The sequence below is a fragment of the Enterococcus sp. DIV2449a genome (assembly GCF_051711225.1).
In the GTDB taxonomy this organism is placed as follows: Bacteria; Bacillota; Bacilli; order Lactobacillales; family Enterococcaceae; genus Enterococcus_D; species Enterococcus_D casseliflavus.
In genome coordinates, this window is sequence record NZ_JBIOME010000001.1 from 1,116,491 (window position 1) to 1,137,450 (window position 20,960).

Consider the following 20,960-nt stretch of genomic DNA (forward strand, 5'->3'; position numbering starts at 1 on the left):
CCGATGAAGACAGAATTATTAGCGATCGAGGCGTTGAATGTGACGTTTCACAGCAAAACCGGTCCGAAACCGTTAGTCAAAAAGCTGGATCTAGTGATTCCAAAAGGCAAAGTGGTTGGGATCGTCGGCGAATCTGGTAGTGGTAAAAGTATGACCATGAAAAGTGTCATGGATCTTTTGCCTGATAAGGTGACCGATCACTATGCCAGTTATACATTTGAAGGAGCAGCAGTGACCGATCGTCGAACATTACCGATCGCCATGATTTTTCAAGACCCGATGACTTCGTTGAATCCTTTGCGTACGATTGGCTATCATTTGATCGAAGTGATTCGCCGCTCACAAAACGTATCGAAAAAAGCAGCACAAGAAATTGCCGTCAAAGAGTTAGAAAAAGTCGGCATACCTTTTCCAGCACAACGCATGAAACAATATCCCCACGAGTTATCAGGAGGGATGCGTCAGCGGGTGATGATCGCCATGGCTTTATTGGCGCAACCGAAATTGCTGATCGCAGATGAACCGACGACGGCTTTAGATGTGACGATCCAAGCACAGATTTTGGCATTGATCAAAAACCTGCAAAGAGAGAACCAGCTTTCCGTCGTCCTTGTGACCCATGACTTTGGGGTCGTTGCAGGAATGTGCGACTTTATTAAAGTGATGTATCAAGGTCGAGTCGTGGAAGAAGGCACCACAGAAGAAATCTTTTATCAACCTGCGCATCCTTATACGAAACAATTATTGCAAGCGGCCCATTTAGGCGACAAGCATGCCGAATTAAAAGTCTTTGACTATCATGAGACATTGGCAGATGAGTTGCAAGAAACGCAGTTATCTAAGACCCATCGCGTTTGGCGCAATCAGGAGGTGACAGAATAATGGAAGAACTGATTCGCGTAGAACATGCGACGAAAACCTTTCGCAGCAAAAACTGGCGCGGCACTGTCAGTGAAGTCCGAGCGGTCGAAGATGTCAGTCTAACGATCCATCGGGGCGAGACATTGGGGCTAGTAGGGGAATCTGGGAGTGGGAAAACCACTTTAGGACGCAGTATTTTAAATTTAGAGACCTTAACAAGCGGGGAGATTTTCTTCGAAGGCAAAGAGCTAACAGCATTGACGGCAGAAGATCGCAAAGCAGCGTATCAGCAAATGCAGATCATTTTCCAAGATCCGTATTCATCATTGAATCCCCGCATGACGGCACTTGAACTGGTGATGGAGCCCTTGTATCATGAAACGAAAGATGCTGCCCGAGCGAAAGCCAAAGAAATCTTAGCGATCGTCGGGATCACGGGTGATGATGTCCATAAACTGCCCCGCAGTTTCAGCGGCGGACAACGGCAACGGATCGGCATCGCTCGTGCGGTGGTCAATCGCCCGGCGTTCGTCTTGTGTGATGAACCGACTTCGGCATTAGATGTCTCCATTCAGGCTCAGATCATCCAATTGCTACTGCGTCTGCAAAAAGAGTTTTCGTTGTCTTATTTGTTCATTTCCCATGACTTGTCCGTGATTCGTCATATCAGTGACCGAACAGCCGTCATGTATCAAGGGAAACTAGTTGAATTGGCACCCACCGACCGTTTGTTTGACAATCCGCTGCATCCTTACACGAAGAAATTATTAGCAGCAGCGCCGATCGCTGATCCTGTGTTAGCAAGAGGTGCGATGGAACAAACGGAAATTCAAAGCACGATTACTTTGACACCATTGTATGAATGGGTCGAAGTTGAACCAGATCATTTTGTGAGGAGAGAAAAACGATGACAGTAGAAACATTGACGATCCATCAAGGAAGCGACAAATTTGAAATGACGACCCCAACTGGCAATTGGGTGTTAGCACGGGAAAAAGGCTATTCGCCAGTCCAAATGCTAGTGAGTGCGGTCGCTGCTTGCGGCGGCTATGTATACGCATCCGTCTTAGAGAATTCAAAAATCACAGCAGAAATCGAAAAGATCGAAGTCAGCTATGACCGAGACGACAACAAAAAAGCCCAACCAGTCAGTGCTATCCACATTCAGTTTTATGCGAAAATCGCTGAAGCCGACCATGACAAAGCGACCCGTTGCCTAAAACTCGTTTCACCAAATTGTCCCGTGATCCAATCATTAGATCCAGCGATCGAAGTGACGGAAACAGTGACGTTTATTTAATCGAAAAAGACTTTGTGTGCCTGAAACCAATAGGCGTACAAAGTCTTTTTTTTGATCAATAAATAATATTCTCCCGAATAAAGTCGATATCTGTCACTAATAGTTTGCGATCGACACTTTTTAGGGCGCCAGATTCTCGTAATTTTTGCATCATTCGATTGACACTGCTGGCAGAGGTAATGCCGCAAAAGCGAGCGATCTCCTCATTGGTGACTTCAAAGTCAATCAAGACACCATCTGTTGTCTGGATTCCGAACGTTTCATACAGCTCATTGATTTGGGTACAGACAGCACCAAATTTGCCGTTCATCAGCATTTGCTGCATCTTTTTCATCGTATCCATCAAGTTTCTTCGATAATACTCTTTGACATAATCCTGCAGCAGACGGTCACGATTGACATCTGCCCAAAATTGATCCCGCACGATTTTGTATAATTCGGCTTCTTCTGATTCAACCCGCACATTAAAAGGGGCTTCGACTTCTTGAGAGGATTCGTCTTTAAACAAAGAGACGATCTCAAAATCCGTCAAATAGCGCAAGTTGAATTCGCGCCCTTCATGGGTCACTACGCTAGTTTTGATGATGCCTTTTTTTAAAATATAGACGTACCGATCCGGGATGCCTTCATATGTCAAGTAACTCTTTTTCTTACGGATAACGACCGGTATTGCTTGTTTTTCTAAATAATCACGTAATATCTGTTTCTCCACCCACGTTACTCCTTCACTTCATGCCAACCCAACATTTTCTGAAAAAAATCTGAAATTTCCTCTATTCATGCTTCATTAAAAGACATTTCTGGTGAAAAAGCAATAACAAATGTTAATGTTTCTTGTTAATGCTCTTTTTTAACAGCAAAAGCGCATTTCAAGCAGAGGAAGTTTCGGTATAGTAAAACGCATCACAGCACAAACAGGAGGAATGGAAGAAACATGTCAGATAGGGAAACCAATCAAGAAGGAGTCGTCAGCTCGTTGCCGACAACTAAAAATGAAAAACTATGGAACAAAGGGTTTATCACGATTACCTTGATCAATTTTATCGTCTTTCTCGTGTATTATTGTTTTGTCGTCATCACCGCGAAATTTGCCACGCAGGAGTTAGGGGCATCCACTGCACAAGCTGGCTTGGCAGCGGGGATCTATATTATCGGGACCTTGATCGCTCGCTTGTATGTTGGGAAAATTTTAGAATTAGTTGGTCGTAAAGCCGTTTTGCGCTGGGGGATATTGTTTTATGTCATTACCACCGCTGCTTATTTGGTCTCAGTCAACATTTATATTTTAGATGCGGTGCGCTTTTTCAATGGCTTTGCTTATGGTGCCGTCTCGACTGCGGCTAATGCGATCGTCACCGCTTATATCCCAGCTTCCAAACATGGCGAAGGGATCAATTACTATGGATTAAGTACTAGTTTAGCAGCGGCGGTCGGACCTTTTATTGGTATGCTATTACTACCGACGGTCGGCTTTGATTTCATTATTTGGTTAGCAACTATTTTATCGATCGCAACAGCCATCGCTTGTTTCTGGTTCCCGGTCAAAAACATCCCATTGACGGAAGAACACAAAGCACAGCTGCAAAAATGGTCCGTCAAAAGTTTTGTCGAACCAAAAGTTTTTTTCATTTCTGGGATTGCCTTTTTGATCGGGTTGGCTTATTCAAGCGTTCTCGGCTTCTTGTCGATCTACGCCAGTGACCTTGGGTTGGAAACGGCCGGTGCCTTTTTCTTCATCGTCTATGCACTTTCTGTGACCTTCACACGGCCAATGACGGGCAAACTGTTTGACCGCCATGGCGCAGATGCAGTCATGTATCCCAGCTTTCTATTCTTGACCCTGGGTCTTTTCTTATTGAGTATTACTGGCAACAGCTGGATGTTGTTGCTTGCGGGTTGCTTTGTCGGCTTGGGCTATGGCACCTTCATGTCCAATGGCCAAGCTGTCTGTCTGAAAGAAGTCGATCCTCACCGAGTCGGCGTAGCGCTCTCCACTTATTTCATCGGGCTGGATCTCGGCTTAGGCGTAGGTCCCTATGCACTAGGAAGCTTACACGGTCTGTTTGATTATTCGCAAATCTACATCTTATGCGGACTGATCCCAGTCGTCGTTCTTGTTTTATACAAATTGTTTTATAAAACGAAACGCGCAGTTGCCGCAGTTGGTACGATGAAGCAGCCAATCAACGAAGAAGACTAACCTCAACCATTACAAAAAGGAGTGTTTCACCATGGATAACAATCAATTGATTATTGAAGCATTGAACAAATTAGTAACGAATATCAACGAATTGAATGAAGAAATGCATGCCATGAAAGAGGTTACCGCAACAATGACCCATGAACAGCTTGCTATCGATCATCAATTACGCGACATCAAATCGGTATTGATCAATGACAATCTGATTGGGTAAATTGTCATAAGGCTTGAAAGGAAACAAGAAACAGGAATGAACGCTTTTTTTTGAGAATGTTTCCTGCTCACTTACTGGTGGTAGAAAGATTCACATGAGAAAAGCGTTTTTTTGATGCACAAAAAAAGAAAAGCGAACATTGGCAGATTTTGTACAAGAAAATAAGCAAGAAAAATTGTAGCAGTCCGCGCTTGTATGCTATAGTGTGTCTGGGTAGCAATACCTAAAAAAAATCAGAGTAGGAAATAAAGCGTTAAGTGCTGAAAGGATGGGATGTTGCCTTTCGGACGAAGAACGATCATTCGTTCGCGGTTTTATTTTCGCATTCGCTGCATGAATTTGTAGCAACTCTAAAAGGAGATGCTCGCTATGAAAAGAAAAGTCGATGCACACATGATTGCGGTCATGGGACTTTTGATTGCCTTAATGGTCGTCTTGTCGCAAATCTTGGGGTTTGAAACCTCCTATATCAAAATCACATTTTCCTTTGTACCACAGCTGATCATGGGTATGCTGTTTGGTCCGTTCTGGACAGCAGTTGGCTCCTCATTAGCCGATATCGCAGGAATGGTGATTTTTCCAAAATCAGCCTACTTTTTCGGCTTTACCATCAATGCCTTCGTTGGTGGACTGATTTATGGCTACTTCTTTTATCGGAAAGAAGTCACATTAAAACGAGCGGCGATGGTCGTCTTGTTAAATACACTTTTAATAACCTTGATCTTAACACCGATCTGGTTAGCTATGATGCTGAATATTCCTTTGACAAGCTGGGCGATCTGGTCGGTCCGCTTGCTAAAAGCAGTCATCATGTTCCCGATACAAACTGCGTTGATTTACATCGTAGGGCGTGCGGTACCATACAAACGGCTGATCCGACGGTTCGTTTAACGAGTAAAAAAGAACGATAACATCCATTGAAGTGAATCATCTGCGAATATTTCGTCAGTGGTTCACTTTTTTCTTTCTAAGGATTGGCTTAATCATTCTCAATAACTTGTTTAGAGGGGAAGGGGAACCTATGAATAAAAAAGGACTCGCTATGGGACTGTTTCTTTTCTTGGTCTTAGCAGCAATGGGAGGGATGAAGTGGATGATAGAACAGCAAAAACAGCAAACCGAAGAGCCAGCCATGATCCAGCAAAGTAGCTTGAGGGACGAAACACAGGAAGAAAGCAGGGAAAGTCAGGAACCCGCCTCAGTTTCCACGTCAACTTCTGTTTCAACTTCCACGCAAGAACAGCCAGAAGAGGCAATAGCAGAAAAAATCGCCACGATGAGTTTGGAGGAAAAGGTCGGGCAATTGTTTTTTGTGCGTGTGCCAGAAAGCAATCAAATCGAAGAGCTTCAAAAGTATCACTTTGGTGGCTATCTGTTATTCGGCCGTGATACCGAAAATGAGACGGCGGCGAGCTTGAAACAGAAAATTTCAGATTACCAAGCAGCCAGCGCCATCCCGCTGTTAATCGGTATGGATGAAGAAGGGGGCACAGTGACTCGCATCAGCCGCAATCCGAACCTTACGGATCAGCGTTTTCTCTCACCACAACAGCTGTATGCCCAAGGTGGATGGTCAGCGATCGAAGAAGATACAGCAAAGAAAGCGGAAATTTTAAAAGCTTACGGCATCAATGCTGGGCTGTTTCCCGTTGCCGATGTTTCCACTGATCCGCAGTCCTTTATCTACGACCGAACCATTGGCATGGATGCGCAGGGCACGAGTGCGTTTGTAGAACGTGTGGTTCAAGTTTTACAGAAACACCACGTTGGGTCTACCTTGAAGCATTTTCCTGGCTATGGCAATAATCGTGACTCGCATGTCGAAATCGTCACCGATGACCGCCCGCTATCTGCACTGCGGGAAACGGATTTTCTGCCTTTTGCCGCAGGGATCAAAGCTGGTGCCGATAGTATTTTGGTCGCCCATACGATCGTCAATAGTATCGATAAGACCGTACCCGCCTCTATTTCAAAACCCGTGCATGAGCTGCTGCGAAATGAATTGCATTTTAAAGGGGTCATCATGACGGATGACTTGGATATGGCAGGACTTTCTGAGTTCATTCCGCAAAAAGAAGCCGCATTACAGGCGTTGCAGGCGGGAAATGATCTAGTGATCTCCTCTACCTATCAAGAACAGATTCCTTTTGTGGTACAAGCGGTTGAAGATGGCCGCTATTTAGAAGCTGATTTGAATGCTTCCGTCAAACGGGTCTTGCTCTGGAAAGAAGCATTGCATTTACTTTAAGAAAAAAATAAACCTGCTGTTTCCTCCGTGTAAGAGAGTCGTTCTCTTACTGAGAGGAAGCAGCAGGTTTTTTTTAGATACTCTGAGCCAGTGCCTCTAATTCTTTGGCAAAGGCTTCTTGCCCAATAAAACGCAGATAATCCAGTGCTTTTTCAATCGTGGCCATTCCCAGCGTACGATCTCCTTGAAACAAGGCGTAGATGCCTTCGAAATAACGAATCATCAAGCGGATACGATCATTGTCCGGCGGCAGGTGATCGGCTAGATACGTCAGCACATGCGCCAACTCGGCAGGTTTTTTGCGATCGATAAACAAGAAAGCCGCATTCGTCAGCAATTTTGTGTAGATTTGATAATTGATACTTAACGCATTGCTGTAAAAAATTTTTTTATTCAGGTGTTTCATTTGATACAAGATGTACTCGTCAGAAAAGAGGAAGAGCAGATTGGTAAATAAGGAGATTTCAAATTTTCCCCACGTGTCGATGCGTTCCAAGTATTTCTTGATGGTCGCTTCGATGATGCACCGTTCTTCCTCGTCGGTAACCACGCCTTTTTTCTCTAAAATCAAAAAGAATTGACTATACAGGACATAATAGAAGAAATCCTTCGTGGTTTTATACAGCGCTTGGGCTTTGTTAATCAAAGAGAGGACTTCAGAATACTTGCTTTCATAGTAAGCGGTGGTCAACTGTTTGGATAGCTGCTTTTTCTCGCTGACTTGATTGTCATCCAAGCGATACTCAAATTCCTCCAAAGTGACATTTAAGCGGTCCAAATACTGGTGCAAAATATCAAAGGCGATGCGGTGCCCTTTTTGTTCAAAGGTTGCCAGTGTACTGCGTTCTGAAATGTTCTCAACCAATTTTCGCTGTGAGATATTTCGTTCCGTTCGTAACTCTTTTAACAAGTCATTGGCCTTCAAAAAATCCCTCCTAAAAAAAGTGGACGGAAAAATAGTCCAAATATGTTACAGCTTTATTTTGCGGGTAAACTTGAAGAAAGTCAATTAAAGGAGGAGAAATGGATGTTTGATTTTTTTAGTTTTCCCTGGGAAGTTGTAGAACTAATGGCTAACGTTTTTTCTTTCTTCAAATAATCGATCCTTTGTGATTGGTTAGCAATTGATTTTTTAACAGGAAAAAAGTATAAGTGGTTTCACGTAATAAGTTACTGTTCATTCGCGCATTCAAACGCCCTCTCCCCAAACAGCTTACCCTGTCAAGGTGCGTAGGTCTGCCGAATCCCTTTTAAAAAAGGAGCAAACACAACAGCGAGTGATTGCTCTTTTTTTGTTGGTCAAAAAACCTGCATACGGCATCCCAACAGTCAGTTTTGTTTTTTCTTGAACATTGGTTCATTCGGATCAGAATAGTAATCAGGATTGAATTCATCATCGATCGAGACCCCGAAAAGAGAGACGAGACTGGGAAGAACCCCAATCACGCCGAGGACGACGGCAACTGGAAGGTAGAACTTTTTGCGCTTGTACCACGGAAGCTGCGATTTCTTTTCCATAGGAACTCCTCCTTTTTAAATAGTGTAGCATGTTCTGAGTTAAGTGTGTTAATAATTATCTTCAATATTTAAAAATATACTAAAACGGTATATCTGATGGGATAAAAAGTTTCGCTAGGTAAATCTAGGGAGCGTTCGTTTTTGTCATTGTTGCCAGAATCAAGTTTTTATAAAAAAGGAACCGAGTAAGAAAGCCATCCTTCTTACTCGGTTCCTTTTATTGTAAGTAATCCTTGGTTTGGTCCATCAAGGTTTGAAAGTCTGATTCGTTTTTTCTTATCGCCTCTGTTAGGGTAAACAAATAACCGTTGGGGTCTTTGATGGTCATTTCAAGGGCATTCCACGGCTTTTCAATTAAAGGTTCCACGATCCACTTTTCGGGAATTTTCTGAGCGATATTCTGAAGATCAATCATCGCTACATTCAAAATTGCCCCATCGCCAACAGTGAACGAGTCTGCGGCAATCAGCATCAAATCTTGGTAGTCAGCAAGACGCAGATGGTCCATCGTCACTTGATTTTCTTGATTGCGAAACTGATACAATGACTGGAAACCCAAGATTTCTGCAAACCATTTTGATGATTGTTCAATATCTTTTGTCTTCAATTGATAAAACATTGGCATAACATAAACGTTCATTTTGACACCTCCTCTTGATTAGAGGATACCGCTTGACGCAGCGTCAAAGTCAATAGACAATTTCGTATTGAAGCAAAGCTTGAAAATGGCGTTTCTTTTAGACTTAAGTCAAGGAAAAATGGGCAATAATTATTTGGCTCACTTCATCAGGTGATAAGTGGGTATTGTTGATTTTCAGCGAAGGAATCGTTGGGAAAAGGGTAGTTAATTCCTGTGGCAGGCTTTCTAAGCGATAGTTTTCAAACGAAGACAAAAGCTCGTTTCTAGAAAAATCCAGCGCTCTTTTTGACGGCTTTGCGGCTAAACGGTCCTCATGGCAATTGCGCTTTAAGCGTTCCTCAATATCAGCCACTAGTTCGATAAAATAGACCTTTTGCTGGGCATCGGTAAATAGTTGGGCGATCTCTTGTAAAAAAGCTAAATCTCCCGCTTGATCGAAACCAATCAAGACCGTAAAAATGATTGATTTTGTCGTATTATTGGCTTCATTTTGAACAAAGGCTTTGAAGAGTTCGATCCGTGTTTGATTAGACAAAGCGAATGCTGCGGGGCTATAGCCAAGAAAGTTCGCAAAAAGATCAATGGTCTGGTGATTGAATAAAAGCTTTGCATCCAATCGTTTTTCCAGTTCTATGCCCACAGTCATTTTCCCTGCGGCTTGTGCGCCAATCAAGACGATCAATGACATCACAACACATCCTTTTTATCAATCGTAACAAAGGTGAGCTATCGTGTAAATTGGTTCTTAGAAAGAAACGATTGAGAAACTGGAAATTTTCATATGCGGAAACCAAAGATGCTCTTTTTTAGGTAAAAAGGAATGAGCGGAACTTCTCCGACAAAGGGAAGAAAACCATGCAGCACAAAAGCACAGTCTGGAACAACAAAATGACTAGTAGATTGATCGTTTCAAATCGTGAATAAAGATAGTAGTGGATCAGCCATTCGAAGACATTGACAAAGACTAAATAAAGGTAGTGCGCTTTTTTGACTTTGCAGTTTTTTAACCAATAATAGCTTAAGTAATAATCCAGCAAGATCATCAATAATAGAAAAAGTTTACTGAAAGCCGTCAGATTGTCATGCTGCGAGGCGAGTTTTTGAAAAAACAGCAAAAGGGTTGGTGTCGGAATATAAATGATCAATAAGGATAGGAAAAAATAGACAATAAAGGGCATAGTCATTCCTCCGATCTGTTATTAAAAAAACATAGATAAACTAACAGATTTATTGAGAGCCGTCAACTGGTTTTTTATCGAAAAATTCGATAATGATGGGTAGCGTTGCTTGGAGGAAAAGGTTCAAAGGACGGTCGGTGGTAGCAAAGGATGATCGTGGGAAAATGAAAAAAGAAAGACTCCCTTTTACGAGAAAAGGGAGCGGAGGAGCTGCTTCATGGGGTATATTTATGTCCATGTCTCATTGAGTTTATCCGCATAAAACAAAATTGCCTGTCGGTAAGACTGGATGTCTGGATCGCTAGAGGTTTCGGCAAGCAGGGTCATTAATCGTTTAGTGGCTTGCTCATACTCGGCGAGATTAAACAGTGTCATGGCATAGAAGGTTTGCAAAGCATGATTTTTTGGAAATAGCTTCATCGCTTGTAAAAACACGTCTTCGGCTTTTTGATAATTGCCGAGGGCACGATAGGTGCTGCCTAGACCTAGGTAGGCATCTGGCAAGTCATTTTCTGATAAACCTAACGCGATTGCTTGTTCATAATAAGGAATTGCCTGTTGTTCTTCCCCTAAAAGATCATAGCTCCAAGCCGTTTGGTACTGCACAAAGGCATCTTGGGGATTTTCGGCAGCTAATTGAATCAATTGTTCATTTGATTGTTGCAGTTTTTTTTCAGTCCGCAGTTGGATCGCAGCAGCTAGTCGTTCATTCATTGGTTGGAAGCTCCTTTTCAAATAGTAGAAAATGACTTAGATAACTTGCAAGCTTAGCTAAGGAGAAAGATCTGCCCAGCTTTCACCCGCAAAAGAAAAACCGCATGCTTCATACAGCTTGTAGGCTGGCTGGTTTTCAACCGTCACTACCAAGTAAAGGTGAGTGAGCCCCATGGCTTTTGCTCGTTGGATCACTTCATTCATCAGCAACTTGGATAAGCCGTTGCCTTTAAAGGCTGCGCCCATAACAACAAATAATAGCAGGGGAAGCTCTTGAAACGTGCTGGTTACTACGGCACCGATAGGGTGATCATCCTTTTGCAACTGAAAAGAAAGCTCTGGAATCAAGGGACCGTATTTTCCGTCAGCGGTCTCTCTCAGCTCTCTTTGCCAGTCAGCAAGCGATTCCCCTTCGTCATCTGTCGTTTCATGATAGGCGGAATAAAAAAGCTCTGCGACACTTCGAGAATTCGGGAGAAAAGGCTCAAAAGAAAGGGCGGATTCTTGTAAAGCTTTGGGGGCATGTTGTAAGTCACAAGCCATAATGATTCGTTTCATAGAAGCACTCCTCTCTGCTCGTTTCATTTATTATAGCAGAGCCAAGCTTTTTCACGCTCGTTTTTTTCTAATAAAAGCCCAGATCCAACGAATTCCTTCATAGATTGCAGTGAAGACAGCTACCAGAAACAAAAACGACATGTAGTGGATCAAAAAAGCGAGCTGAAACCATAAGCCATAGACCATCGGCAGGACGACAAGCAAACAAAGAACCAATTCGATGTTTCGCTTTCTTCTAATTTGAAACCAACGTTCATCTGACATCCTTTTTTCCTCCTGTTCATTCTTTACACACACACTTCGTTAAATCTCCATCTTTATATAAAATAATCGATAGAGTTGCGATATTTTGATTAAAAAACTAGAAAATTGATTTATTTTTTGGTAATCTTGAAGATAAGATTAGAAATAGCTGTTGTTTTTTATTTTGACTGATTTTCCCACGAAAGACAAGGTGAGCACAATGGAAAGAAAACCGATGTATTTAAAAAATGGGCTTCCATTAATAATGGAACCAGGTAAAATTTACACATGCCTATATCGAGGCGGTTATTTCATTTGTGAAGAAAAGGGCCAACCTCTGCCACCGATAAAAAGAGAAGTGAAATAAGCGAACTTCTCACTTAAGATTTGTCAGGGATCGAATGGGTTGTTGGAACTGTTATCTCCTTTTGGGTACCAATCAAATGATGTCTAGCATTTTCAAAAAATCTCAACGTTCTTCATTCATACCATTCTAAGTCTTAAATTGATTTTGACCGATTTCAATTTAGTAAGAACAATCCGATCCCTGGCAAATGTTAGGTGGAAAGTTGGGCAGGTAGCAAGTGGATCAGTAATAGGTGAAAAACACTTTTTTCTCACAAAAGATGATTTTACTTGAATAGAACGCCGTTTTTTGCTATAATAGTTCAGGAATTGAAAAATAAAATAGACAAAGGTTGAGCATTTTTTATGCTTCAAGGATCAGGTTTGCCAAGGGGTGAGGCAAACATTCTTGGAGGAATGCTGGCCTTTTTTCATATCAGCATACTTCTTCGTGAGGTATGCTTTTTTTGTTTATTTTTCAGTTGAGAATACAAATCATTATAGGAGGGGAATCGATGAGAGAAGCTTTGACTCGTTTACGAGAAGCAGAAGAAGCCAATGAACAGCAATTGCGCGCTTTGAAAAAAGAATTGCAGTCGGAAGAAGCGCAGCAGCAACAAGTATTGCAAGAGCGATCAGCCGCTTTGGAAGAGGCGCTTGCTCAAGAACAAGCAACAATCGAAGAGCAGTTGCAACAGTCACTAGCAGCACAAAAGCAGCAGCTGGCAAAAGAGAACCAGCAAGTGTTAGATCGTTACCAAAAAAATATGCAAAGCTTCCAAGAGCAAGCGGTTCAACAGATCGTTGAAGGAGTGATCGGGACTTATGGCAGTAACCAAACTAAATAAACTAACGTTGATCACCCCGAAGCACTACCAAGAAAGGTTATTGACGAAGCTGCAAACGATGCAGTTTGTTGAAATCGAGAACGTATTTGAGCAGGAAGCCAACGAAACTTGGCTGCAGGAATTTTTTGCAGGAGCCACCCCAGAAGGTGCTTCTCATCAACCAATGATTCGTCGACTGCAAGAAGCGATCCGCTTTATTCGTCAAAATGGTGATGCGAAAAAAGGCACGGAATGGCAACGAGATGCCTTGCGGCTGTCGGACTTTGAAACAAGCTTCGATGAAGCCGCAGCATTAACGGAGCTGGTTGAAGTCGAGAATTTGCAGGAGCGCTGGGTAGAGACGATCGAAGCGATCGAAGCAGCGACGCAGTCGGAAGAATGGGCGTCACAATGGCAAAATCTTGACGTACCCTTGGAGATCGAAGCGCCTGCACATACAAGTTTTTTTGCTGGGAGTGTCGAAGGCCCGCGCTGGGAAGATCTAGCTGAAGCCTTGCGTCAATTGGAAGAGATTCATATCGAAGTGATCTATTCTGAACCCAAAAAAGTCAATTTCAGCTGCCTGTTTTTAACAGCGATCGAAGAGCAAGTGTTCCAATTGTTTCACCGATATGGGGTGAAGAAAGAAACTGGCCTGACATCCGAATCACCAAAAGTGGTTTTGCAAAATGCGAAACAAGCGTTGACTTCCTTGACGCAGCAGCGCAAAGAACTGATTACAGAAATCAGTCAGCACAAACAACGGCTGATCCTGCTGCAGCAAGCGGAAGAACTGTTTTTGACTCGTGAGAATCGGGCAATGATGCAACAGCGCTTAGCAGCTGGTCAGACCTTTGCCCTCTTGCGCGGCTGGATCGAAGAAAAGGATCAGCCGTTAGTGGCGGAAATGGTCCAAGAATCCTTTGCCAACGAGATTTACTATTCATTTGAAGAACCCACTGCAGAGGAGATCGCTGCCAATCAAGTGCCAACGAAGCTAAAAAACGCCTCGTTTATTCAACCCTTTGAAATGTTGACGGAAATGTACAGCTTGCCAAAATACGATGAGATCGATCCAACCCCATGGATGACGCCTTTTTACTATGTTTTCTTTGGTATGATGGTGGCTGACTTAGGTTATGGTGCATTAATGGCTGTCGCGACCACGATTGGGCTACACGCCTTGCGTTTGCCCAAAGGGACCAAACGGTTTCTGAAATTGTTCCAAATTTTGTCTGTGCCAACTATGATTTGGGGCGCAATCTACGGCTCCTTCTTTGGTGCTACATTGCCCTTCCAACTTTTATCGCCCTCCGAAGATTTTATGGCGATCTTTGGTCTATCCATGATTTTTGGTGGCATTCAACTGTTTACAGGCCTTTATTTAGCAACCAAAGAAAATATCCGCAAAAAGGATCTTTTAGGTGCAGTCAACGAAGGCTTTGCGTGGCTAGGACTTTTGAGTGGTCTTTTAGTGGCAGCCGCAGGCAATCTTTTGATCGATGTCCCTGCACTAACAACCGTCGGCTTGATTTTAGCAGGCTTTAGTGCCTTATTGATCATCGTGGTACCGATTCTGAAAGGGAAAACCAAAGTGGGCGGCTTCTTTTTAGGCTTGTATGACTTATACGGTGTGACCAGTTACATCGGCGACTTTGTCAGCTATAGCCGCTTGATGGCATTAGGGATCTCTGGTGGGAGTATCGCAGCAGCCTTCAACTTATTGGTGGGCTATTTGCCGCCAGCCGCTCGTTTTTCTGTAGGCATTCTCTTATTGGTTGTCCTACAAGCTTTAAACATCTTTTTATCGTTACTGAGTGCGTATGTGCATGCCGCTCGTTTACAATATGTAGAGTTTTTCGGAAAATTTTTCACTGGTGGGGGGCGCCAATTTGAAACCTTTAAGCCAAGTGAGAAATACGTTGATTTTGATAAAGAAAATGGAGGAGACAATAAATGATTGATTACTTAATTAATAATAATGGTGGTATGGTGTTTGCAATTATCGGAATGGGGATCGCTACGATCTTTTCTGGGATCGGTTCAGCCAAAGGGGTGGGCCAAACTGGTGAAGCAGCGGCAGCCTTAACGACGAATCAGCCGGAGAAGTTTGGACAAGCCTTGATTTTACAATTGCTTCCCGGAACGCAAGGACTATACGGATTCGTTATTGCGTTTATGATCTATGGTAGCTTAAGTGGTGAAATGTCTACAGTGACTGGTATGGCGTACTTGATGGCCTCACTGCCAGTTGCCTTTACTGGCTTATTCTCAGGAATGGCCCAAGGGAAGGTCGCTGCAGCTGGGATTCAAATTTTAGCGAAGAAACCAGAGCATTTCTTTAAAGGGGTCATGTTCTCAGTAATGGTTGAGATGTATGCCATCTTAGGCTTTGTTATTTCTTTCTTACTTTTAGGAACGATTTAAAGGGGGCGAAGGTATGGATGCAATCGACAAAATGATTGCTGAACTAGACCAAGAAGCGCAGACAAAACGGGAACGTTTGGCTGCCGCTGAACGTGCTAGGATCAGTGAAACGATGGCACGTGACTGGGCGAAAAAAGAGTCGGACTTGCAGCTTCGTGCCCAGCAAGCAAAAAAGCAAGCCGAAAAAAATTATCAGCAAGCACTGAATCGCCAAGCAAGTGCCGCTAAGCAGCAGCAAATGGTGAAACAAAACGAATACCTGACACAACTTTTTGAGCAAGCGTATCAACAAATGGTTGCCTGGACGCCAGAAGAGCTGCAGTCATTTGCTGAAAATGTGCTGCAACAGCTGCCGATCAGCGGGACGGTGACCTTCCACGCTGGTCCTGAGCAAGCAGCCCATCTAGATGCCGCTTGGCTTACGTCTTGTCAATCAAAACTACCGTATCAAATCAAAGCAGGCGCACCATTGACAGAAGCAGGCTTTTTGGTGGATGACAACGGCATTCAATACAATTTTACCTATCAGGTACTGCTTGATGAATACAAGAAAGAAACCCGGGAACGGTGGTTGCAGATCATACAACAAGGAGGTTGATCCATGAGGAACTATCATCAATTGAATCCAATCATTCGGCTGAAAGAGATGACGTTGCTAAAGCCGCAAGAAGTCGAGCAAATGATTGCGGCAGAAGGGTTTGCTGAAGTCGAAGCTGTCTTGCAGCAGACCCATTATCAACGCTATTTAAAGCCAGATTTTCATGAACGATTCGAAACCTATCTCGATGAAGAATTGTTAAAGACGATCAAAGAATTGGCCGAGCTGGTTCCTGATCAAGAGATCCTCCGACTGTATATGATGCCTTTTACTTTCCATAATCTAAAAGTCTTGACCAAAGAGTCAGTCACTGGAAAAGATTATGATCATCTACTGATCGAAGACGGTTTTTACACGATCGATGAGTGTCGGACCGCCATCAAAACGGGAACCTCAGAGGTATTGCCTGAGAAAATCGTGACTACGATCCAAGAAGTGCGGGAGTACTTAGAAGGCGGCGCCGTGCTGCAAGGCATCGATATCATTTACGATCGCCGGTATTTACATGAACAACGGCGACTGGCAGATGAAATCAAGATCCCTGAGCTACAAGAAGCTGTCATCAAGATGATCGATCTGACCAATATAACGATTGCCGCTCGTTGTGTACTTCAAAAACGATCGCGTAGTTTTATGGAGGCAGTCTTAGTGAGTGTCGGTAGTATCCCGAAAGAAGAATTTTTAGCGTTTGCGGATGCGTCCTATAGTGACTTTTTAGCCTTCTTATTAGAAAGTGATTATCAGGAAGTATTGCGGCCTTTGATTCATGAACAGGTGATCGACTTTGCTGGCTTGGCACTTTTACAAGACAATTTGATCACAGAAAGCTATGGCCAAGCCCAAACGGATGCTTTAGGACCACTGCCTTTACTCGCATTTTTGAATGCTAAGGTTTTGGAACTGCAAAATCTGCGTATCTTGCTAGTAGGCAAACGCAGTGGCTTTACGGAAGAACAACTCAGAGAAAGGATGCGGCACTATGACTCATAAAATCGGCGTAATCGGCGAGAAAGAATCCGTCATTCCTTTTCAACTATTTGGCTTTCAGGTCTGCTATGCCTCGGAAGAAAAAGAAGTGAAGCAGGCGCTGGCAAAATTAATGAAGAACAGTACGATCATCTACCTGACTGAAAAATGTGCCGAGCTGATTCCCGATGAATTAGCAAAAGTCCAACAAAAAATGACACCTGCAGTCATCTTGATTCCTGATTATGATGGTTCCCGAGGAATCGGCAAGCGAATGATTCAAGAAAATGTCGAAAAAGCAGTTGGACAAAACATACTATAGAGAGGAGCCGATGTTGTGGAAAAAGGAACAATTATTAAAGTATCTGGTCCATTGGTGCTAGCCAAAAATATGGGCCATGCAAGTTTAGAAGATATCTGTTATGTAGGAGATTTAGGCGTGGTCGGTGAGATCATCGAAATGCGCGGCGACGTCGCTTCGATCCAAGTCTATGAAGAAACGTCTGGGATCGGACCTGGTGAACCAGTCGAAACCACCGGTGAACCGCTATCCGTCGAATTGGCGCCTGGGATCATGTCACAAATGTTTGATGGCATCCAACGTCCCTTAGAAACCTTCATGTCTGTCACCCAAAGCAACTTCTTGACGCGTGGGGTGCAATTGCCTGCGTTGGATCATGAGAAAAAGTGGCCCTTTGTACCGACAGTCGAAGTCGGCGAAGTAGTCAGTACCGGGATGGTCATCGGCACCGTGCAAGAAACACCGTTGATCAATCACAAGATCATGGTTCCTCATGGCGTTTCAGGAACAGTCAAGGCTGTTTATGCGGGGGAATTTACCATCGATGAAACGATTTATGTTTTAGATACACCCAAAGGAGAACGGTCTTTCACGATGCTGCAAAAATGGCCCGTTCGTCATAGCCGTCCAGTAAAGCAAAAACTGAATCCAGTCGAACCAATGATTACTGGTCAGCGAGTGATCGACACCTTCTTTCCAATCGCTAAAGGCGGGGCGTCAGCCGTTCCAGGACCTTTTGGTGCAGGGAAAACTGTCGTTCAGCACCAAATCGCCAAATGGGCGGATGTCGATCTGGTCGTCTATGTCGGCTGCGGCGAACGCGGCAATGAAATGACCGATGTAATGAACGAGTTTCCAGAGTTGATCGACCCTCGTAGTGGTGAATCTTTAATGGCGAGAACCGTGTTGATCGCTAACACCTCCAATATGCCGGTAGCCGCTCGGGAAGCGTCGATTTATACTGGGATCACGATTGCGGAATACTTCCGAGACATGGGGTATTCAGTGGCGATCATGGCGGATTCCACCTCACGTTGGGCAGAAGCACTGCGAGAAATGTCTGGTCGTCTGGAAGAAATGCCTGGGGATGAAGGGTATCCAGCTTACTTAGGCAGCCGCTTGGCAGAGTATTATGAGCGTTCTGGAAAAGCGATTTGCTTAGGTTCTGATCAAGAAGGCAGTATCACTGCCATCAGCGCCGTTTCACCATCAGGCGGCGATATTTCAGAACCAGTTACCCAAAATACGTTGCGGGTCGTAAAAGTCTTTTGGGGCTTAGATGCCACTTTAGCGCAAAAGCGTCATTTTCCATCGATCGATTGGTTGAAGAGCTATTCATTATACGAAAACGAATTGGGTGCCTTTTTGGACCAACAAATGCAAGTGGATTGGTCCAAACAAGTAACAGAAGCCATGCGGATGCTGCAAAAAGAATCTGAGTTGTCAGAGATCGTTCGACTTGTCGGCATCGACGCTTTGTCCGAAAAAGATCAGTTATTGCTGGAAACCACCAAATCATTGCGAGAAGATTTCTTGCAGCAAAACGCTTTTGACGACGTCGATACGTTTACCTCTCGTGAAAAGCAGTTCAAAATGCTGGAAACGATCTTGCTGCTCCACAAAGAAGCGGAAGATGCGTTGACACTAGGTGCGTATCTTTCAGAAATCTATGCAGGAACCGAAGAATTGCGAGACAAAGTGGCACGTATGAAGTACTTGCCTGAAACGGAATTAGCAAAAATTCCTGCTTTACATCAAGAGATCAAAGCAACGATGAAAGAAATTTTACAGAAAGGAGACCGCACCGATGATCAAGGAATATAAAACGATTGGAGAAGTCGTCGGACCATTGATGGCCGTCGATCGCGTCTCCGGTGTCAAATACGAAGAGTTGATCGAAGTCCGCATGCAAAACGGCGAAACGCGGCAAGGACAAGTACTGGAGATCCAAGAAGACAAAGCGTTGGTCCAAATTTTTGAAGGAACCGGCGGGATCAATTTGCGGGAATCTGCGGTGCGTTTCTTAGGACATCCTTTGGAATTAGGCGTTTCCGAGCAAATGATCGGGCGAGTCTTTGACGGTTTAGGTCGGGTTAAAGATGGCGGAGTAGAGATCGTCCCAGAAAAATTTATGGACATCAACGGCGAAGTGATCAATCCAGCAGCGCGGGATTATCCTGATGAGTTTATTCAAACGGGGATCTCATCGATCGACCACTTGAATACGCTCGTTCGGGGACAAAAACTGCCGATTTTTTCTGGTTCTGGTCTGCCTCATAAAGAATTGGCTTCGCAAATTGCGCGTCAAGCACAAGTGTTGAACTCGGAAGACGATTTCGCTGTTGTGTTTGCTGGCATCGGGATCACCTTTGAAGAAGCAGAATATTTCATGGAAGATTTTCGTCAAACTGGCGCCATCGACCATTCTGTCGTCTTTATGAATCTAGCCAATGACCCAGCGATCGAGCGGATCGCTACTCCCCGAATGGCACTGACAGCAGCCGAATACTTGGCTTATGAAAAGGGCATGCATGTCTTGGTGATCATGACGGATATGACCAACTACTGTGAAGCTTTGCGGGAGATCTCCTCTGCTCGTCGTGAAGTGCCAGGACGTCGGGGTTATCCTGGGTATCTTTATACCAATCTATCCACGTTATATGAACGTGCGGGACGGATTCGCGGCTTGAAAGGTTCAGTGACCCAGCTACCGATTTTGACCATGCCAGAAGATGACAAAACCCATCCGATTCCCGATTTGACCGGCTATATCACCGAAGGACAAATCATCTTGTCTCGTGATTTGTATAAAAACGGCATCCAGCCACCCATCGATGTCTTGCCGTCATTGTCACGGTTAAAAGATAAAGGGACCGGTGAAGGAAAAACCCGTAAAGACCATGCCGCAACGATGAACCAGTTGTTTTCTGCCTATGCTCAAGGAAAGCAAGCCAAGGAATTGGCAGTCGTTTTAGGAGAATCGGCATTGTCGGAAGTAGATAAAACCTATGCCAAATTTGCGGAACGCTTCGAAAATGAATACTTGAACCAAGGGTATCGCACCAACCGTTCGATTATCGAAACCTTGGAATTAGGCTGGGAATTATTGGCGATGCTGCCAAAAGTCGAACTGAAGCGGATCAGCGATGCCCTACTGGCGGAATACTTACCGGGAGAGGAGAACAATGGCGCAAAAAACCGTTAATCCAACCCGCATAGAGCTGTCGCGCCTCAGCAAACAATTGGCGACAGCCAAACGCGGACACAAATTATTAAAAGACAAACAAGACGAACTCATGCGTCAATTTATTGAATTGATCAAAAAGAATGACCGCTTGCGTAAAGAAGTCGAAGAACAATTGCAGCGTGCCATGAAGGCATTTCGCTTAGCCAATGCCACAATCAATGAAAAATACATTGAAGAAATGTTTATTTTACCAGCAACTGAAGTCTCCCTTGAATTGTCCACGAAAAACATCATGAGTGTGGAAGTGCCAGTGATGCATTTTGATTACGACGATACGGTGATGCAAGCGCCGATCGAGTACGGCTTTTTGAATTCCAATGTTCCGTTAGATAATGCTGTCGCCCGTTTTACTGACGTCATGCCGAAGCTGTTGGAGCTAACGGAAATCGAAAAGACCTGTCAATTGATGGCAGGGGAAATCGAACGGACGCGCCGACGCGTCAATGCCTTAGAATATTTGACGATTCCCGAGCTGGAAGAAGCCATTTATGGAATCAAAATGCGGCTGGAAGAAAATGAACGAGCAAACGTAACAAGAATGATCAAAGTGAAGAATAAATCAAAATAAAATGGTA

25 protein-coding genes, 1 riboswitch and 1 other annotated feature are annotated in these 20,960 nt (G+C 43.9%); of the genes, 16 read left to right on the plus strand and 9 right to left on the minus strand.

Going from position 1 to position 20,960, the window contains the following annotated elements; translation table 11 throughout:
* The first annotated feature begins 3 nt into the window (after window positions 1–3).
* The 3 genes from IGI76_RS05310 to IGI76_RS05320 are packed head-to-tail and all read left to right on the plus strand — an operon-like array spanning window position 4 to window position 2,161.
* Window positions 4–882 carry an ABC transporter ATP-binding protein gene (locus tag IGI76_RS05310; RefSeq protein WP_060791841.1) on the plus strand — a complete coding sequence of 293 codons (879 nt, stop codon included), beginning with the start codon at window positions 4–6 and terminating at the stop codon, window positions 880–882.
* Window positions 882–1,772: an ATP-binding cassette domain-containing protein gene (locus tag IGI76_RS05315; RefSeq protein WP_002316738.1), complete on the plus strand. Its 891-nt coding sequence runs from the start codon at window positions 882–884 to the stop codon at window positions 1,770–1,772. Before IGI76_RS05310 ends, IGI76_RS05315 begins: the two co-directional genes overlap by 1 nt.
* On the plus strand, window positions 1,769–2,161 hold the full coding sequence (locus IGI76_RS05320; protein ID WP_010747810.1) for an OsmC family protein: 393 nt from the start codon (window positions 1,769–1,771) through the stop codon (window positions 2,159–2,161). The genes IGI76_RS05315 and IGI76_RS05320 overlap by 4 nt, the downstream gene beginning before the upstream one ends.
* A 55-nt stretch (window positions 2,162–2,216) precedes the next feature.
* On the opposite strand, the gene IGI76_RS05325 is transcribed toward IGI76_RS05320, so the two are convergent.
* Window positions 2,217–2,873, minus strand: a complete 657-nt coding sequence (locus IGI76_RS05325; RefSeq protein WP_008378905.1) for a Crp/Fnr family transcriptional regulator — start codon at window positions 2,871–2,873, stop codon at window positions 2,217–2,219.
* Window positions 2,874–3,095: 222 nt separating this feature from the next.
* Here IGI76_RS05325 and IGI76_RS05330 point away from each other — a divergent pair, with 222 nt between their 5' ends.
* The 4 genes from IGI76_RS05330 to IGI76_RS05345 all read left to right on the plus strand — a co-directional run bounded on the left by IGI76_RS05330 (window position 3,096) and on the right by IGI76_RS05345 (window position 6,823).
* Complete coding sequence (locus IGI76_RS05330; protein ID WP_144808338.1) at window positions 3,096–4,361, plus strand: MFS transporter; 1,266 nt, start codon at window positions 3,096–3,098, stop codon at window positions 4,359–4,361.
* A 31-nt stretch (window positions 4,362–4,392) separates the two neighbouring features.
* A complete protein-coding gene (locus tag IGI76_RS05335) occupies window positions 4,393–4,575 on the plus strand; it encodes a hypothetical protein (RefSeq protein ID WP_005225550.1) in 183 nt (60 codons plus the stop codon).
* A gap of 232 nt (window positions 4,576–4,807) precedes the next feature.
* Window positions 4,808–4,909: riboswitch (THF riboswitch) on the plus strand.
* A 26-nt stretch (window positions 4,910–4,935) separates the two neighbouring features.
* On the plus strand, window positions 4,936–5,466 hold the full coding sequence (locus IGI76_RS05340; RefSeq protein WP_005225551.1) for a folate family ECF transporter S component: 531 nt from the start codon (window positions 4,936–4,938) through the stop codon (window positions 5,464–5,466).
* A gap of 130 nt (window positions 5,467–5,596) precedes the next feature.
* Window positions 5,597–6,823, plus strand: coding sequence for a glycoside hydrolase family 3 protein (locus IGI76_RS05345; RefSeq protein ID WP_270266479.1), 1,227 nt, complete (start codon window positions 5,597–5,599; stop codon window positions 6,821–6,823).
* A gap of 73 nt (window positions 6,824–6,896) precedes the next feature.
* Here IGI76_RS05345 and IGI76_RS05350 read toward each other — a convergent pair whose 3' ends face one another.
* The 8 genes from IGI76_RS05350 to IGI76_RS05385 form a co-directional block, all read right to left on the minus strand.
* Complete coding sequence (locus tag IGI76_RS05350; protein ID WP_074535038.1) at window positions 6,897–7,748, minus strand: Rgg/GadR/MutR family transcriptional regulator; 852 nt, start codon at window positions 7,746–7,748, stop codon at window positions 6,897–6,899.
* A gap of 404 nt (window positions 7,749–8,152) precedes the next feature.
* Window positions 8,153–8,341, minus strand: a complete 189-nt coding sequence (locus IGI76_RS05355; RefSeq protein WP_005225554.1) for a hypothetical protein — start codon at window positions 8,339–8,341, stop codon at window positions 8,153–8,155.
* 217 nt (window positions 8,342–8,558) lie between these two features.
* A complete protein-coding gene (locus IGI76_RS05360) occupies window positions 8,559–8,981 on the minus strand; it encodes a VOC family protein (RefSeq protein WP_270266484.1) in 423 nt (140 codons plus the stop codon).
* Window positions 8,982–9,084: 103 nt separating this feature from the next.
* Window positions 9,085–9,669: a hypothetical protein gene (locus IGI76_RS05365; protein WP_270266486.1), complete on the minus strand. Its 585-nt coding sequence runs from the start codon at window positions 9,667–9,669 to the stop codon at window positions 9,085–9,087.
* Between the two features lie 118 nt (window positions 9,670–9,787).
* On the minus strand, window positions 9,788–10,159 hold the full coding sequence (locus IGI76_RS05370; protein WP_270266488.1) for a hypothetical protein: 372 nt from the start codon (window positions 10,157–10,159) through the stop codon (window positions 9,788–9,790).
* 228 nt (window positions 10,160–10,387) lie between these two features.
* Window positions 10,388–10,873, minus strand: a complete 486-nt coding sequence (locus tag IGI76_RS05375) for a tetratricopeptide repeat protein (protein WP_270266490.1) — start codon at window positions 10,871–10,873, stop codon at window positions 10,388–10,390.
* A 57-nt stretch (window positions 10,874–10,930) separates the two neighbouring features.
* Entirely contained in the window at window positions 10,931–11,458 is a 528-nt protein-coding gene (locus tag IGI76_RS05380) for a GNAT family N-acetyltransferase (protein WP_333493945.1), read from the minus strand.
* A gap of 24 nt (window positions 11,459–11,482) precedes the next feature.
* Window positions 11,483–11,695 (minus strand): hypothetical protein, encoded by a 213-nt coding sequence (locus IGI76_RS05385; protein WP_005225563.1) that lies wholly within the window; start codon window positions 11,693–11,695, stop codon window positions 11,483–11,485.
* Between the two features lie 675 nt (window positions 11,696–12,370).
* Window positions 12,371–12,424: a sequence feature (sodium ion sensor (DUF1646 type); this cis-regulatory element may regulate processes involved in with the transportation of sodium ions), on the plus strand.
* Window positions 12,425–12,534: 110 nt separating this feature from the next.
* Here IGI76_RS05385 and IGI76_RS05390 point away from each other — a divergent pair.
* From IGI76_RS05390 to IGI76_RS05430, 9 genes are read left to right on the plus strand one after another with little or no spacing between them, the layout of a single operon-like run.
* Complete coding sequence (locus IGI76_RS05390; RefSeq protein WP_172462566.1) at window positions 12,535–12,867, plus strand: V-type ATPase, subunit F family protein; 333 nt, start codon at window positions 12,535–12,537, stop codon at window positions 12,865–12,867.
* On the plus strand, window positions 12,845–14,806 hold the full coding sequence (locus tag IGI76_RS05395) for a V-type ATP synthase subunit I (RefSeq protein WP_413130522.1): 1,962 nt from the start codon (window positions 12,845–12,847) through the stop codon (window positions 14,804–14,806). The genes IGI76_RS05390 and IGI76_RS05395 overlap by 23 nt, the downstream gene beginning before the upstream one ends.
* Window positions 14,803–15,273, plus strand: coding sequence for a V-type ATP synthase subunit K (locus IGI76_RS05400; RefSeq protein ID WP_005225567.1), 471 nt, complete (start codon window positions 14,803–14,805; stop codon window positions 15,271–15,273). The genes IGI76_RS05395 and IGI76_RS05400 overlap by 4 nt, the downstream gene beginning before the upstream one ends.
* Window positions 15,274–15,286: 13 nt before the next feature.
* A complete protein-coding gene (locus tag IGI76_RS05405) occupies window positions 15,287–15,871 on the plus strand; it encodes a hypothetical protein (RefSeq protein ID WP_005225568.1) in 585 nt (194 codons plus the stop codon).
* A gap of 3 nt (window positions 15,872–15,874) precedes the next feature.
* Window positions 15,875–16,861: a V-type ATPase subunit gene (locus IGI76_RS05410; RefSeq protein WP_074535045.1), complete on the plus strand. Its 987-nt coding sequence runs from the start codon at window positions 15,875–15,877 to the stop codon at window positions 16,859–16,861.
* The gene (locus IGI76_RS05415) at window positions 16,851–17,159 is read left to right on the plus strand and encodes a V-type ATP synthase subunit F (RefSeq protein WP_005225570.1); all 309 of its coding nucleotides are present in this window, start codon (window positions 16,851–16,853) and stop codon (window positions 17,157–17,159) included. Before IGI76_RS05410 ends, IGI76_RS05415 begins: the two co-directional genes overlap by 11 nt.
* 15 nt (window positions 17,160–17,174) lie before the next feature.
* Entirely contained in the window at window positions 17,175–18,962 is a 1,788-nt protein-coding gene (locus IGI76_RS05420; protein ID WP_086292067.1) for a V-type ATP synthase subunit A, read from the plus strand.
* Window positions 18,946–20,343 (plus strand): V-type ATP synthase subunit B, encoded by a 1,398-nt coding sequence (locus tag IGI76_RS05425; RefSeq protein ID WP_010747828.1) that lies wholly within the window; start codon window positions 18,946–18,948, stop codon window positions 20,341–20,343. The genes IGI76_RS05420 and IGI76_RS05425 overlap by 17 nt, the downstream gene beginning before the upstream one ends.
* Entirely contained in the window at window positions 20,324–20,953 is a 630-nt protein-coding gene (locus tag IGI76_RS05430) for a V-type ATP synthase subunit D (protein WP_270266504.1), read from the plus strand. Before IGI76_RS05425 ends, IGI76_RS05430 begins: the two co-directional genes overlap by 20 nt.
* Window positions 20,954–20,960 lie beyond the last annotated feature (7 nt).

Bases quoted from the DNA above. Each gene is read 5' to 3' on its own strand.
- IGI76_RS05310 (WP_060791841.1), top strand. From the start codon at position 4: ATGAAGACAGAATTATTAGCGATCGAGGCGTTGAATGTGACGTTTCAC.
- IGI76_RS05315 (WP_002316738.1), top strand. From the start codon at position 882: ATGGAAGAACTGATTCGCGTAGAACATGCGACGAAAACCTTTCGCAGC.
- IGI76_RS05320 (WP_010747810.1), top strand. From the start codon at position 1,769: ATGACAGTAGAAACATTGACGATCCATCAAGGAAGCGACAAATTTGAA.
- IGI76_RS05330 (WP_144808338.1), top strand. From the start codon at position 3,096: ATGTCAGATAGGGAAACCAATCAAGAAGGAGTCGTCAGCTCGTTGCCG.
- IGI76_RS05335 (WP_005225550.1), top strand. From the start codon at position 4,393: ATGGATAACAATCAATTGATTATTGAAGCATTGAACAAATTAGTAACG.
- IGI76_RS05340 (WP_005225551.1), top strand. From the start codon at position 4,936: ATGCTCGCTATGAAAAGAAAAGTCGATGCACACATGATTGCGGTCATG.
- IGI76_RS05345 (WP_270266479.1), top strand. From the start codon at position 5,597: ATGAATAAAAAAGGACTCGCTATGGGACTGTTTCTTTTCTTGGTCTTA.
- IGI76_RS05355 (WP_005225554.1), bottom strand. From the start codon at position 8,341: ATGGAAAAGAAATCGCAGCTTCCGTGGTACAAGCGCAAAAAGTTCTAC.
- IGI76_RS05360 (WP_270266484.1), bottom strand. From the start codon at position 8,981: ATGAACGTTTATGTTATGCCAATGTTTTATCAATTGAAGACAAAAGAT.
- IGI76_RS05365 (WP_270266486.1), bottom strand. From the start codon at position 9,669: ATGTCATTGATCGTCTTGATTGGCGCACAAGCCGCAGGGAAAATGACT.
- IGI76_RS05370 (WP_270266488.1), bottom strand. From the start codon at position 10,159: ATGCCCTTTATTGTCTATTTTTTCCTATCCTTATTGATCATTTATATT.
- IGI76_RS05375 (WP_270266490.1), bottom strand. From the start codon at position 10,873: ATGAATGAACGACTAGCTGCTGCGATCCAACTGCGGACTGAAAAAAAA.
- IGI76_RS05380 (WP_333493945.1), bottom strand. From the start codon at position 11,458: ATGAAACGAGCAGAGAGGAGTGCTTCTATGAAACGAATCATTATGGCT.
- IGI76_RS05385 (WP_005225563.1), bottom strand. From the start codon at position 11,695: ATGTCAGATGAACGTTGGTTTCAAATTAGAAGAAAGCGAAACATCGAA.
- IGI76_RS05390 (WP_172462566.1), top strand. From the start codon at position 12,535: ATGAGAGAAGCTTTGACTCGTTTACGAGAAGCAGAAGAAGCCAATGAA.
- IGI76_RS05395 (WP_413130522.1), top strand. From the start codon at position 12,845: ATGGCAGTAACCAAACTAAATAAACTAACGTTGATCACCCCGAAGCAC.
- IGI76_RS05400 (WP_005225567.1), top strand. From the start codon at position 14,803: ATGATTGATTACTTAATTAATAATAATGGTGGTATGGTGTTTGCAATT.
- IGI76_RS05405 (WP_005225568.1), top strand. From the start codon at position 15,287: ATGGATGCAATCGACAAAATGATTGCTGAACTAGACCAAGAAGCGCAG.
- IGI76_RS05410 (WP_074535045.1), top strand. From the start codon at position 15,875: ATGAGGAACTATCATCAATTGAATCCAATCATTCGGCTGAAAGAGATG.
- IGI76_RS05415 (WP_005225570.1), top strand. From the start codon at position 16,851: ATGACTCATAAAATCGGCGTAATCGGCGAGAAAGAATCCGTCATTCCT.
- IGI76_RS05425 (WP_010747828.1), top strand. From the start codon at position 18,946: ATGATCAAGGAATATAAAACGATTGGAGAAGTCGTCGGACCATTGATG.
- IGI76_RS05430 (WP_270266504.1), top strand. From the start codon at position 20,324: ATGGCGCAAAAAACCGTTAATCCAACCCGCATAGAGCTGTCGCGCCTC.